The sequence below is a fragment of the Nocardia sp. NPDC051756 genome, assembly GCF_040681495.1.
GTDB lineage: Bacteria > Actinomycetota > Actinomycetes > Mycobacteriales > Mycobacteriaceae > Nocardia.
Window position 1 is genome coordinate 108,842 of the sequence record NZ_JBFAYV010000007.1, and the last position, 14,001, is coordinate 122,842.

Genomic DNA, 14,001 nt, shown 5'->3' on the forward strand with positions numbered 1-14,001 from the left:
ATCCCTTTACCGTGCCTGATCCAGTGCCAACTTAACTTTCGTGAAGAAGAACTTACACTGGTAGCCGGAATTGGTTGCGCGCCTTAAACTCTCAAACCCGACGGTAATCGACGGAAAGTAGCCGATGGGTAAGCACCGCGCACCACGAAAGCCTGACGTCCCGATGCGGTTGGCCGTCGTATCGACGGCCGCGTTGCTCACCGCCCTGGTCACCGCCGACCGAGGCGCATCGCACAGCAACGGGCCGACGGCCGGCCGCGCCCACAACACCACCGTGGGCGACCCGACCGGCCCGGTCTCAGCACCACCGGACAGCGGGCCGGAAGCGGTACCGGACCTGCCGCTCGACGAGCACCCGCTGGGCGATATCGCCCCGACGCCCGAGCCCGAACTCGGCCGCCACGCCGCGGACAATCCGAATCGGCAGGGCGCACCTCAACCCGCCGACGATCCGGGCCCGCCGCCCCCACGCGACGTGCTCAGCGGTGCGACGGCAGCGTGGATCGCGGGCACCACGCAGGGCTACGAATGGCTCACCCATATCGAGCAATGCATTGTCTCGCACATTATGCCCAACGCGGACCCGCGCAGCGTCTGAGCGAATGCAGGTTGCTTTCGCCCGCCGCGATCGGCATCATTGCGCGGGTATGTCACTGATTTCCGATACTGTTTCCGACAGCCTCGAAGGCTTGTCCGTAGGTGATGCGCTGGGCGCGCAGTTCTTCGTCCCCGGCCGGTCCGTACCCGATCTACTCGCCGGGCGACCGCCGGCTGGTCCATGGCCGTGGACCGACGACACCGAGATGGCCTGTTCTGTCTACGCGGAAATCCGCGCCCGCGGCCGCATCGACCAAGCGGCGCTCGCGGCCGTGTTCGCCGATCGCTGCGAACCCTATCGCGGCTACGGTGGCGGCACAGTCGTTGTGCTGCACGAGATTCGCGACGGACGCCCCTGGCGCGACGCGGCCGGCGCCGCGTTCGACGGCCGCGGCTCCTGGGGCAACGGCGCCGCGATGCGGGTCGCCCCGCTCGGCGCGTACTTCGCCGGCGACTTGGACCGGGCGGCCGCGCAAGCCGCACTGTCCGCCGAGGTCACCCACCGGCATCCGGAGGCGATCGTCGGCGCGATGGCGGTCGCGGCCGCGGCCGCCTACGCGGCGTCGACTCGCGAAACCGGCTGCACCCCAGTCGAATTGCTAGCGGCGGTCGAGCCGTATCTGGTCGACGGCCGCACCTCCGACGGTATCCGGCGAGCCCGGAAGCTGCTGGGCCGCACGGTAGCCGAGGCCGCCTACGAGCTGGGCAACGGCGCGGAAGTCAGCGCGCAGGACACGATCCCGTTCACGCTGTGGGCCGCCGCAACCTTCCTCGCCGATTACCCGTCCGCCATTACCGCCTGCGTCGAAGCCGGTGGCGACGCCGACACGACGGCCGCGATTGTCGGCGGAATAGTGGCCGCCCACACGGGAATCGGACGCCGCGGCGATATTCGCGGCATTCCCGAGCAGTGGCTCGCCGCGCGTGAACCCCTACCCGAATGGGCGACGGATTGATGCCGATCACGGTCGACTATCGCTTCGGTCCTGATCCACGTACGTAGACCATTCACCCGATCGCAACGCCGAATTCCGCTGGATTTCGATATGCGCGAATAGTCCCGCCGAGCAACCGGGGCAACCACATTATTTCGCGGATGGTCGCCATCGGCGACAGAGCGCATTACTGCTCGCCCGCGCAGCCGTCCGGCATCTGATCACACGCTGTCAAGACCGACCGGTCCGCTTACGCACCTCAGACGATTGCAGGAAATTAGCCGATTACCCGACTTGAACGCTCGTCCAACTCGAAATGTCATGTCCAGTACTGCATTCGACCAGGCGGATTCACCAACAAAGAGACCACTCAGGCGGCAGTCGCCTGCGGTTAGTTGCGAGCCAAACGGGAGCCGCAGTGTGATAACGGTCACATAGCTACAGGCAAACGCCATCCAGGCAGAGAGGTGTGAACCACTCTCGCCGAGCTAAATTCTGGCTACTGAAACTTGTTTGCTCGACTTCCAGCGCCTTGATACGATAATTTCATCCAATTGGGTTGAAGATCAATGATGACTAAATTTCCGTCAGCGTGATGATTTGTCAATGATTTCGGTTCAGAATACCATTGTTGAGCCGGTGGAAATCAAGCGCAGTTCACCGGAGGGAAAGCAGTGCAGGGGCTAACACAAGAAGACGTCCGACATACCTTCGACGGTGGTCTCCCGTCTCAGAATAACATCGATTCCGCCATCATTGTGGGCGCCGGATTGGCCGGTCTCGCAACCGCATTCGAATTGGCGAAGCAGGGGACTCGAGTCACCGTTCTGGAAGCCAGCGAACGGCCGGGCGGCCGAACCTGGACGTTCCGTCACCCTTTCGCCGACGGCCTGCATGCGGAGGCCGGCGCGATGACGGTGACCGAGCAGTGCCACTACACCATGCATTATCTCCGGGAAATGGGGCTCGAGACCGAACCGAGCGATCTCGTCGACACCGATTTCCGCTACTACCGCAACAGCATTCGGATCCGGCCGGACCAGGTCGCCGACCATGCCGAAGCCCTGGGTCTGCACCAGGATGAGCAGCACCTGACCGTCGCCGACCTGTTCGCCAGGTACGTCACGAAGTTCAACGAGAACATCGGCCCGGAGGTCGCCGCACTGGAGTGGACCCCGACGCCGAATCTGCTGGAGCTGGACCGGATTTCGGTACGCCGGATCCTGGCGGACCGCGGCGCGTCGGCCGGCGCGATCGCGCTGATCGAACCGCTGTTCCTCGAAATGCGCGGCGGCGAACTGGAATCCGCCTCCGCGATGGCCTGGGCGCGCTACGAGTCGAGCCCGCGTTCGTTCTCCGCCGCCGGTGCCCAGTGGTACAAGGTCAAGGGCGGCACTGACCTGCTCGCCCACGCACTCGCGGACAAGGTCAAAGAGCACATCCACTACCGCAGCCCGGTAGTCCGCATCACCCAGAGCGAGCACGAAGCGCAGGTCACTTTCCTGGACCGCGACCGGTTGCGGACGATCAGCGCGGATCGGGTCATTGTCACCGCGCCGTTCAGCAGCATGCGGCGACTCAATCTGTCGATGGCCGGACTGTCGGCCGCGAAGCATTCGGCGATCCGCAAGCTGAAATACGTGTCGGTGCTGCGCATCTATCTCCAGATGCGGAAGAAGTTCTGGCCGGAAGACAAACTGATGCTGTCCGCGGACACCGCGATCTGCACCGTCCGCGATGCCACCCCGCGACTGCCCGGCCCGCGCAAAATCCTCGAATGCTGGCTCACCGGGTGGCCCGCGCAGGCCGCGGCGAGCATGACCGAGGACGAGCGGGTGGATTTCGCATTGCGCGAAGTGGAGCAGATGCTGCCCGGCGCCCGCGCCAACTTCGAGCTCGGCACCTCCGTGGCCTGGGACAACGAGCCCTACGCCGGCGGCGCCTACATCCTGCCGGAGGTGGGCCACAGCGAGCTCATGGAGCACACCCGCACGTCCGAGGGCCGAATACATTTCGCCGGTGAACACACCGCGTTCGAACCGAACGGCGGCTCGATGAACTACGCACTGGAGTCGTCTATTCGGGTTCTGCTCGAACTATCTGCCCACTGACATCGAACGCCGACAATTGAATCGCAATACCGGAAAGGAGGAGCGCTTTGCTTCATCCGCGCTTGTTGATCGTAGCGGACTGTGAGGGGATCGAGGATACGGTCAATGACCTCAAACGGCACGGGTTCGAACCCGAGCCGACCGCGACCGGGGCCGAAACCATGGCGTCGTACTCCGACTTCGACGTGGTGCTCATCGATCTCGACTTCACCGACTTCGACGGCCTCACCCTGTGCCGGGAAATCCGGCGCGCCAGCGATATCCCGATCATCGGTTTCTCATCCTTCGAACTGGACCAGGTGCTCGCGCTGGAGGCGGGTTGCGACGACTGCGTCGTCAAGCCGTATCACAGCCGCGAACTCATGGCCCGCCTGCGCGGGTTGCTGCGCCGCGTCCACATGATGTCCCAGCCGGCGCTCATCGTCGGCCAGCTGGAGATCGATTCGGCGCTGCGCGAGGTCAGAGTCGGCAACCGGCTGATCGAGTTGACCCGCAAGGAGTTCGAGTTGCTCCGGCTGCTCGCCACCGAACCGCAGAAGGTCTTCTGCCGGGCCGAACTGCTGCAACGGGTTTGGGGATACGACGACGTGGACGCCGAGGTGACGTCGCTGGCCAGCCGGACCATCGACACCCACCTCAGCAGCGTACGCAAGAAGCTCGGCTCGCCGGACTGGATCGTCACGGTGCACGGCGTCGGGTTCCGCTTCAACGACGACGCGACCCGCGGCAAGCCGGCGCAGGCCGTCGAACCGGCCCGCGCCGGCGGGGCCGCCGGGTAGGCCGCCGTCCTCACCCCGTCCGCTGCTTCGACGGGGTCAGCTGTGGGGTGAACGTGTCGCCGTACTGCTCGGCGAACTCGCCGATGATGGCGTCCTGGTCCGCGCGCACATCGCGTCCTTCGCAGAGCGCGTCCAGCACCGCGCTCGACTCCTGCTGCACCCGCTGGACCGCGTCGTAGGGCATATGGGTGAACGCCACCAATTGGTAGAGCGGCGTGTACAAGTCGGGACGCAGCTCGTGCAGCCGTCGTTCCAGTGCCTTGCGCTCCAGGAACAGCGGACTGTTCACGTGGTCGGAGAGTTCCTCGAGGTTCCGCATCGACAGCTCGGCCAGGGCATGCCCGGCCCGCACCCGCACGTCGCTGTATTCGTCGACCACGACCTCCGCGACGGTCTTGACGGTTCCGCCCTCGGACCGGACCGCGGCCTGGAATTTCTCCAGCAGACTCGCCAGCGTGGCGGCGTCCTCGAAACTACAGTTGATGCCCTGCCCGTAGAACGGGACCACGGCGTGCGCGGCATCGCCGACCAGCACCGCGCGCCGATGGTGATACGGGGCGCAGTTGATGATCCGGAGCTGGCCGGGACTCCGGCCGGCCAGCTCGTTGCCGACTTCCGCCATCCGGCCGAAGACGTCCGGGAACTCGGTGGCACAGTAGTCGCTGATCGACTCGGCCGACGGCAGACCCGAAAAGTGCCGCAGCGCACCATCTCCCGCCGTCGGCTTGAACAGACTGGTGGTGAACGTCTGATCCCGGTTGGGCTGGGCCTGGAGAAAATGATCGCCGCGCGGCCACAGGTGCATGCCCGTCGGGTCGGCGTCCCCGTAGTCCATGGTGATCTCGGCGTAGCCGTGCGCGATCGTATCCCGCGTCATCCACACGTCTTTCGGATGCGCCGCGACGATGGCGTCGCGCACCACGCTGTTGGCGCCGTCGCAACCGACCAGCAGATCGCCGGTCACCCGGCTCGACGAACCGTCCCGATCCTGAAGCAGCGCAGCGGGTTGCGCGGTGTCCACGTCGAGACACTGCTGCCCGTAATGGATCCGGGCGCCTTCGCGCAGCGCCTGGTCGCGCAGCAGGTCCTGCAAGATCCCGCGCGGGATGGACAGCAGGTGATGGTTGTACATCGTCCCGTACGCCTGGGTCGAGATCGCGCCGTCGCGGTGATGGATGATCCGCTTTGCCAGCACCGAACCCTGCAGGTAGAGACGGCGTTTCACCGATTGCGGCAGGCAGTCGAGCCCGCGCGAGGTCAGCGTCAGGTTGAACGAGTGGCCGGACCCGGTACCCGCCGATTCCGTCTGCCGCTCGAACAGGTCCACCTCGAGGCCCTGCCGTCGCAACAGTGTGGCCAGCGCGCAGCCGACCGGGCCGGCGCCGATGATCACTACCGAGCGCATCGCTTGTTCAGTCATTCTGGTCTCCTCCATGAGCTCGCTCGGCCGGCTGCGCGATGGCGCCGACGGCGCGGAAGTACTCGAACATCCGGTGGATCCAGCCCGGATTCGCCTGCGGGAAGGGGCATCCCACGTCGGCGAGGGCACGCCTGGACTTCTCGTTGGCGAACGAGTGCGCACCGAGGCGCATCACCCCCTCCCGCATGAGCGGCACCAGCGGGCCGAGACCGCGGCGTTCGTCGTCGTTCTCGGCGGCCTCGCGTTCCAGGGCGGCCATCCACACCGATCCGGTCGCCGATTCCGTCGCGTAGCCTTCGGCCCGAATGGCCTCGATGATGGTCGGCCAGTCCAGTCCGTCCGGGTGGTACAGATGCCAATTCTCGTTGTCCGGCTTGCCGTCCGAGAGCCGGATGATGGCCCGCGCCACGTAGTCCACCGGCAGCAGATCGATGGCCGGCGTCTCGACGATGTCGTCGGGGTAGCAGCCGAGCAGCGCGAAACCCTTCATCTGCAACCAGAAGAAGTCGTCGTGCCTGCACGCGCCGGTCCGGCGGTGGCCGGCGATGCGGCCGACGCGATGCACGGTGACCGGCAGCCCGGCCGCCCGCGCCCGGAACGCGAGTTGTTCTGCGACCCACTTGCTTTGCGAGTAGCCGATGCCCAGCGACGCGGGGTCACCCGGCACCGTGTCCTCGGAGACCTGACCGGAGGTCGAGTCGGGCGGAAAGACGCCGAGGGTCGAGATCAGGCGCAGCGGAGTGCGATTGATCCCGCAGAAGTCGAGCAGGTGCCGCAGTCCGTCGACGTTCGTGCGCTTGACCGTGTGATAGGGCACGACGAAATTGATATGTGCCGCAGCGTGATAGACCTCGGTGACGTCGAGGGCCACGGCGTCGTAGTCGTCGCCCAGTCCGAACCGCGGCTGGTCGAGATCGCCGAGGCAGATGTCGACCTCGTCGAGACCGGACGGGTCGAGCGCGAACTTGCGGAAGGTGCGGCGCAGGCGGTCGCGTCCGTCCGCGACGGTGTCCGCGCGGACCAGGCAGCGCACCCGCTGTTCGGTACGCAGCAGTTCGTCGAGCAGGTGGCTGCCGAGGAATCCCGTCGCGCCGGTGAGGAATACCGTGCCGCGCTCGGGTTCGCGCCGCTCACCCACGACCAGGTCGTGCAGCTCTGCGTCCGTCGAAAGGTCCGGTGCGGCAGCGGCGTAGCGGTCGGCGAGGCTCTTCGTCATCCCGCGCGGGGTGGGCGTGCTCAGCAGCGTCGACAGCGCGACGTCGGTGTGAAAGTGCTGCTTGACCTGACGATGCAGGCGGGCGGCGAGCAGCGAGTGCCCGCCCAGGACGAAGAAGTCGTCGTCCGGCGTCGCCGGGCGGCGGCCGAGCACATCGGCCCACAGCTCGGCCATCGTCCGCTCCGAATCCGTCCACGCGACATCGGAATCGTCGGTGTCGTCGGCTGCCGACTCGACGGGCAGCGCTGCCAACGCGCGACGGTCGGTCTTCCCGTTCGGCGTCACCGGGATCGTGTCTAGGCGGGTGACCTGCCGCGGGATCATGTATCCGGGCAGTACGGAGCCGAGCCGATTGCGCCAGTCGGTAGGCGGTTCCGCGGCGCTCTGCACGAAAGCTTGCAGCGCGCGGTCGCCGCCCTCGTCCACCACGATCACGGCGGCGGCGTCCACCTCCAGTTCCCGTTCCAGCGCGGCCTCGACCTCGCCGGGTTCGACCCGGTATCCGCGGATCTTGACCTGGTCATCCTTGCGGCCGCGGTAGTGCAGGCGACCGTCCGGAGCGAGTACGACCACGTCGGCGGTGCGGTACATCAGCTGGCCGTCGATGAACGGATCGAGGACCATGGCCTCGCGGGTCTTGTCCGGCAGCCCGAGGTAGCCGGGCGACACGACCGGTCCGGCAACGCAGAGTTCGCCCTCGACGCCGAACGGCACCTGCCGGTCCGCGCCGGTCGAGTCGGTGTCGAGCACATAGGCGTCGACGCCGGCGACCACGCGGCCGATCGACGGGATGGTCGGCCACTCCTCGGGATCGGCCGGAAGTTGGTCCCAGCTGCACAGGTGGGCCTCGGACGGGCCGTAGGCATTGACCAGCCGGGCGTCCGGATTGCTGCGGAACATGGCACGGACGTCACTGGTGATGACCAAACGCTCACCCGTGACGTACACCTCGCGCAGGTCCGGCAGCTCGATCGTGGACGAGCGCAGGACCGCGGCCAGCTCACGCAGCGTGACGTACGGGAGGTACGCCCGCTGCACCCGCTCTTCGGCGAACAGTTCGGCGAGCGCCTCGAAATCGGTGCGGGCAGCGACCGGCGGGACGACCAGAGTGCCACCGTTGCACAGGGTTCCGAAGACCTCGATGGCGAAGACGTCGAAGGCGGGCGGCATGTACTGCAACGTGCGCATCCTGAGGTCCGACGTGAAGCGGGCCTGGTTGTGCACGAGATTGGCCAGGGTGATCTCCGGCAGCCGAACGCCCTTGGGGCGACCCGTGGAGCCCGAGGTGTACACGATGTACGCCGTATCCTCCGGCGTCTTCCGCTGATCCTCGAATGAGGTTTCCGCGCCCGCTATTTCGGTCACATCGATGACCTCGAGCCCGGGCGGCAGCGACGCCTCCGCGAGGTCGATCTCGGGCGCGCGCACCAGAATCTCTGCGCCGCAGTCGTTCAGGGTGAAGTTCAGTCGGTCCCACGGCTGATCGGCGTCGAGCGTGACGTAGCTGCCGCCGGCGCGCAGGATCCCGATGACCGTCGCGATCAGGTCGAGGCTCGACCGCATCAGCACGGCGACCGGCTGCCCGTCACGGACTCCCCTGGCGGCGAGGCTCGCGGCGACCGAGTCTGCGCGCGTGGCCAATTCGGCATAGGTGATCACAGTGCCGTCCACCGTCACCGCGGGATCGGAGCTCGCCGCTTCGGCGCTCGCCGTGAACAGGTCGGCGGTCAGCTCGGTGCCGAGTTCGGGTGCGTCGCTTCGGCGCGCGCACAGCTCGGCGATCGCCCGCTGCTCCTCGTCGCCGGTCCAGCGCAGATCGGCGACCGGCACGTCCGGGTCGGTGAGCACGCTGTCCAGGAGGGTGCGCAGGCGCTGCGCCAGGTATTCGGTGAAGTGCTCGCCGTCGGCCGCGGCGGTCGCGTGCTCGACGACCAGCGTGAAGTGGTCGGAGGTCTCGTCGACCAGGATCGCCAAATCGTATTTGGCGCCGCCCGGCTCGTGCTCCCACGTCTGCACTCCCCAGTCGGGCAGATCCAAACGACGTGCGGCGGCAGGCATCACGGTGACCATTGCGTTGAACAAGGCCCCGTCCTGGCTGCCGCCGGCCGATCGCAGCTCGCTGAGGACCGCTTCCAGCGGCGCGTGCCGATGCCGAAGCCCCTCCAGCACTTCCCGTTTCGCCGCCCGCAGCACGTCCCGGGCGGTGCTGCCGTCTTCGAGTCGGTGTTGCAGCACAACGGTATTGGTGAGGTGCGCGAGCACCTCGGCGTCACCCGCGCCGCGCACGGACACCGGAATACCGAGCAGGACATCGTCCTGACCGGTCTGCCGGTGCAGCATCACGAAGCTGAGCGCGACGAAGAACATGCTGGTGGTGACGCCCTCCGTGGCGCAGAACTCGCGCACCCGGGCCGACAGGTCGGCATCGAGCACCGATTGCCGGGTCACGTGCCGCGCGGGCCCCTCGGCGGGCAAACCGAGCGGTGCGGCGGCCGGGGCGTCGGCGAGCTTGTCCCGCCAGAACCGCAGCGTTTCGGAATCGGCGGACAGCTCGGCCCACCGCGCATAGGCCTCGATCGCCTGGCGTCGGTCCGCCCGCGGCGGCTCGTCACCGTTCCGCACCGCGGTGTAAGCCGCCTCCACCTGGGTGAGGTACGGCTTCCAGGACATGCCGTCGAACACGGTGTGGTGGATGTTGAACACCAGCACGCTGTCGCCCGCGTCGCCGAACCGCAGGTGCCGGACCCGGGCCAGCGGTCCGGTGCGCAGATCGAAAGCGGCACCGGCGATCTCGGCCACCTGCTCGGTCACCCACGCACCGATGTCGCCACCCGGATGGTCGCGCACGTCGACGTCCGGCGCCAGCTCGCGATGCACCACCTGGCGCAGCTCGCCGTCGGAGTCCATGTCGAAGGTGGTGCGCAGCGCGGCATGGTCCCGGTGCACCGCGGCCAACGCCTCGACGAGGTAGCGGTGCTCCAGCCGAATACCCAGCCGCAAGACCAGTGGCTGGTTGTACGCCGTCGGATCCGCGCCGTAGATGCTGTCGAACCACAGACCGGGCTGGGCCGGGGACGCCGGCCGGCGCTCTGCGCCGTTCGATGTGTGTTGATCGGTAGCTGTCATGTCAGCCTCGCGCACGCTTGGTGCGGATCAGGTCGGCGACACCGCGCACGGTGCCCGCGCCGACAATCTCGTCGGGGGCCAGTTCGACGCCCGACACGTCCTCGAGCCGGGCGCCGAGGTCGATCAATTGCAGTGAGGTGACACCGCTTTCGATCAGTCCGGCATCCAGGTCGAGCTCGTCGGTCTTGGTGATGTCGGCCAGCGACGAGCGGACGACCGCGGCGATCCGGTCCTCGGGTTCGGTCCGCACGGGGACACTCGTGTCCACGCCCTCCGGTGCCTCGTCGACGCTGTGCTCGGCGAGCCGCGTGCCGAGTTCCTTGCGGTCGATCTTGCCGTTGGCGTTGCGCGGAAAGGCGTCGACCACCAGGACCATCGACGGAACCATGTAGTCGGGCAGTTGCTTTCGCAGATACTCGGTCAGATCGCGTTCCGCGAGTTCGTGTCCGGTCACCGGCACGCACCACAGCGCGAGCTGGTCCGCCGCGCCGCCGCTCGGCACCGCCTGCGCCACCGCCTGCTGGACGCCGGGGAACGCCTCGGCGGTCACCTCGACATGCCTTGGCTCCACCCGGAATCCGCGCACCTTGACCATCTGGTCGGTGCGTCCGGCGAGCACGATCTCCCCGTCGGTGGTCAGCTTGGCCAGGTCGCCGGTGCGCAGCAGTCGGTGACCGTCGTGCCGGACGAACTTCCGCTCGGTCTGCTCGGGATCGCCGAGGTAGCCCAGGGCCACCCCGTCACCGGCGATGCACAGCTCGCCGATCCGGTCGGGCGGGCATTGCTCCAACTGCTCGTCGCGCACGGACATCTCGACGGTGGGCATCGGCCGCCCGACCGGGATCTCGGCATCGGACAGGTCCGCCTCGGTGATCTTGTGCACCGCGGTCAGCGCGGAGTTCTCCGTGCAGCCGAACGCGTTGAACACGTCGCCGTCGATGACCGCCAGCGCACGCTCGAGGTGCGACGCGGACGGGAAGTCGCCGCTGACGATCACCGTCCGGACATGCGTGAGCTGCTCGGCATGGTGCTCGACGAGCAGGTTGAACAGTCCGACAGACAGGTTGAGCACGGTGATCCGCTCGCGCGCAATGACTCTCGCCAGCTCGCCGAGCGGCGGCATCTCCTGCGGCGCGATGGTCAGCCGGCCACCGCGCAGCAGACAGGTCCAGATGTCGGTGGTCGACGCGGCGAACGCGGGCTGCGCGAGTTGCAGGAACCGATCCTCGGGGCCGGGGGTGAATCCGACGAGATGCTGTGACACCCGGGCGATCCCGCGATGCGCGATCACGACGCCCTTGGGCACGCCGGTCGAACCCGAGGTGAACAGGATGAACGCGGGCGCCGCCGCGGTAACCGCGGACGGTCCCGACTCGGTGGACAACGACGACGCAGCCGACAGCAGATCGCCGACCGGCAAACACGTATCCGCCGGAAAACCTTCTGCCGCAGCAGAGTCCGTTACGGTAAGCACCGGCTCAGCGACCTGATACATCCGCGACTTGTGCTCCGCCGGGTGAACCGGATTGAACGGCACCACCACGAGCCCGGCCTTGAGGATGCCGAGGAACACCTGATAAGTGGCGAGGCTGCGCTCGAGATGCACCCCGACCCGCGCCCCCGGCGTCAGTCCGCGATCACGCAACGCGCGCGCGATCTGGCTGCTGAGATTGTCCAGTTCGGCATAGGTCAGTGTGGTGTCGCCGTCGGAAATCGCCTCCCGCTCGGCATATTCGCGCGCCGTGCGCACGAAGGCGTCGACGATGGTCTCGGTGGTCGCGCCCTCGGCCGAGCCCGTCGTGACGGACTCCGGGGCGGTCAGTGTGGGTTTCATCGCGCTGATGTCACCGTTCCTTCCGGTGTTGATGCGCCTCGGCGGCGCGGCGCCAGGCCGAGGTGCCGCAGGCTGGTCCGGCCGAACGGGGTCGACGGGTCGGCCAGATCCAGCGGCAGGTCGAAGTGGTCTCGCTCGGGCACGATCTGCGCGCTGACCGGGACCGACTGCGCGGCAAGATGTTCCGCGTACGCCGCGTGCTGGCGCAGATAGGTCCGGGTCTCGTGCCGCCCGGCGGCGAGCAGGATCGAATCGCACCGCGGTGCGGGCATCCGCAGCGGGCTGCACTCGCGGGCGAGTTCGGGGGTCAACCGGACGGCGTCGTTGACGTAGGTTTCCGGGATCTCGGTGAGGTCGTACAGCCCGCTCAGCAGGCACGCGCTGCGCACTCGGGGCGCATCCTCGCCGGTCAGCGCCGCGGCGAGCAGATGCGCGCCCGCGCTGCTACCGGCCACGTGCAACTGCTCCGGGTCGATCCCGAGCATCGGACCGGTGGTGACCAGCCAGTCGAGCGCCCGGACCACCGAGCCGATCATGCCGGGCACCGTGCGATCCGGGGCCAGCCCGTACCCCACGGCGACATAGGCACATCCGTGCGCCACCGCGTGCTCGGCGGCGAAGCAGGCGTCATCGATGCCGGACTCCTGCCAGTGGCCGCCGTGCACGAACACCAGCGCCGGCGTCTCCGGTCCCCGAGTGCCCTGCGGCACAGCGGGAAACACGTGACACCGCTCGCCGTGGCCCTCGCCGTACGGCACGGCGATGTGCACGTCCAGCTCGGACCGGGCGGCGTCGCTGAGCGTCCGGTACCGCCGCAGCGAGCCGGCCATGTGCCGCGCGACCGAACTCGGCGAGTACTCGCGGTCGAGCAGGGTTTGCTCACTCATCGGACTTGCGCCCTTCGATGACTCCGTGCGGCGTCCAGCCCTCGTTGCGGATCCGCTTGATGTCGCCGAATCCCGAAGCGACGAGCCACTCTTCGTGCTCCCGCCACGGATAGATGGTCGACTCCTCGGACGGCAAGGTGGCGAAGTAGACGTTGTCCAGCGCGGTGTAGAGCGGACCGCGCCCGTCGTCGTCGGCGAACGCGTTGAACACGATCACCCGGCCGCCCGGCGGCAGCGCCGCGTGCGCCCGCTCCAGCAGCGCCCGGTTCTGCTCCGGCGACCAGATCACGAACTGATGTGCGAACAGCGCCGCGTCGTAGCCGCGCGGCAGCGGATCGCCGAACATATCGCCGGCCACCACGTCGATCCGGTCACCGAGCCCGGCGGCCGCGATATTGTCGCCGGCCACCTCGACGGCGCCCTCGAGATCGAACACCGTGATCCTCAAGTGCGGGTGTGCCTGGGCGAGCGCGATCGCATTCACCGCGTCGCCGCCACCGACATCCAGAATCTTGGTCACCGTGCTGTAGTCGACCTGGTGCAGCAGCACCGGATTGGACAGCTCCGACCAGGAATGCATGCCGCGGAAGAACAGCGCCTCCAATTCCGGCGTCTGTTCGAGCCGGGTGTACAGGTCGTTCCCCTTGCCGGGCAGGTGCTTCAGGCCCAGGTTCTTGCCGGTCCGCAGCGACTCGGCATATTCCTTGGCGGGCAGGTAGGTCAACCGCTGCTGGAAGTCGATGATGTTGCGGATGAGCGGCCAGGTGCCGTCTGCCATCGCGTCATGCAGCATCGCGCTCAGCGTGTACTCCTCGCCCTCGCGGTCGGTCAGGCCGAGCGAGGTGGTGCCGAGCAGCAGCTGACGCGCGGATTTGGCGGGCAGTCCCAGCCCTTCGGCGGCCTGGTCGCTGGTGGACGGGCCGTTCAGGTCGAGGTATTCGAACAATTGCAATTCCGAGGCCGCGCGCAGCTGCTGAAAAGCAGCGAACCCGAACAACACCGGGACAAGCGAGGTGAGGTCGACCGGTTTCGTCAGCTCGGTCTTCAGTTCCGTCATCGTGATCGTGTTCCTCCAGCAGTCGGGGTATTTGTCTGA

General features: G+C 67.4%; 9 protein-coding genes. 4 read left to right on the top strand and 5 right to left on the bottom strand.

Going from position 1 to position 14,001, the window contains the following annotated elements:
- The first annotated feature begins 124 nt into the window (after window positions 1-124).
- The 4 genes from AB0M22_RS30640 to AB0M22_RS30655 all read left to right on the top strand — a co-directional run bounded on the left by AB0M22_RS30640 (window position 125) and on the right by AB0M22_RS30655 (window position 4,422).
- Entirely contained in the window at window positions 125-598 is a 474-nt protein-coding gene (locus tag AB0M22_RS30640; RefSeq protein WP_364734312.1) for a hypothetical protein, read from the top strand.
- A 91-nt stretch (window positions 599-689) separates the two neighbouring features.
- Window positions 690-1,553 (top strand): ADP-ribosylglycohydrolase family protein, encoded by an 864-nt coding sequence (locus tag AB0M22_RS30645; RefSeq protein WP_364734315.1) that lies wholly within the window; start codon window positions 690-692, stop codon window positions 1,551-1,553.
- Between the two features lie 653 nt (window positions 1,554-2,206).
- Entirely contained in the window at window positions 2,207-3,643 is a 1,437-nt protein-coding gene (locus AB0M22_RS30650) for an NAD(P)/FAD-dependent oxidoreductase (RefSeq protein ID WP_364734317.1), read from the top strand.
- Window positions 3,644-3,705: 62 nt separating this feature from the next.
- Window positions 3,706-4,422 carry a response regulator transcription factor gene (locus AB0M22_RS30655; protein WP_364734319.1) on the top strand — a complete coding sequence of 239 codons (717 nt, stop codon included), beginning with the start codon at window positions 3,706-3,708 and terminating at the stop codon, window positions 4,420-4,422.
- A gap of 10 nt (window positions 4,423-4,432) precedes the next feature.
- Here the strand turns inward: AB0M22_RS30655 and AB0M22_RS30660 are convergent, their stop codons facing one another.
- The 5 genes from AB0M22_RS30660 to AB0M22_RS30680 are packed head-to-tail and all read right to left on the bottom strand — an operon-like array spanning window position 4,433 to window position 13,962.
- Window positions 4,433-5,842 (bottom strand): NAD(P)/FAD-dependent oxidoreductase, encoded by a 1,410-nt coding sequence (locus tag AB0M22_RS30660; protein ID WP_364734322.1) that lies wholly within the window; start codon window positions 5,840-5,842, stop codon window positions 4,433-4,435.
- Complete coding sequence (locus AB0M22_RS30665) at window positions 5,835-10,184, bottom strand: amino acid adenylation domain-containing protein (protein WP_364734325.1); 4,350 nt, start codon at window positions 10,182-10,184, stop codon at window positions 5,835-5,837. The genes AB0M22_RS30660 and AB0M22_RS30665 overlap by 8 nt, the downstream gene beginning before the upstream one ends.
- A gap of 1 nt (window position 10,185) precedes the next feature.
- Window positions 10,186-12,018, bottom strand: a complete 1,833-nt coding sequence (locus AB0M22_RS30670) for a non-ribosomal peptide synthetase (protein ID WP_364734328.1) — start codon at window positions 12,016-12,018, stop codon at window positions 10,186-10,188.
- On the bottom strand, window positions 12,015-12,905 hold the full coding sequence (locus AB0M22_RS30675) for an alpha/beta hydrolase (RefSeq protein ID WP_364734330.1): 891 nt from the start codon (window positions 12,903-12,905) through the stop codon (window positions 12,015-12,017). The genes AB0M22_RS30670 and AB0M22_RS30675 overlap by 4 nt, the downstream gene beginning before the upstream one ends.
- A complete protein-coding gene (locus AB0M22_RS30680) occupies window positions 12,898-13,962 on the bottom strand; it encodes a methyltransferase (protein ID WP_364734332.1) in 1,065 nt (354 codons plus the stop codon). Before AB0M22_RS30680 ends, AB0M22_RS30675 begins: the two co-directional genes overlap by 8 nt.
- Window positions 13,963-14,001 lie beyond the last annotated feature (39 nt).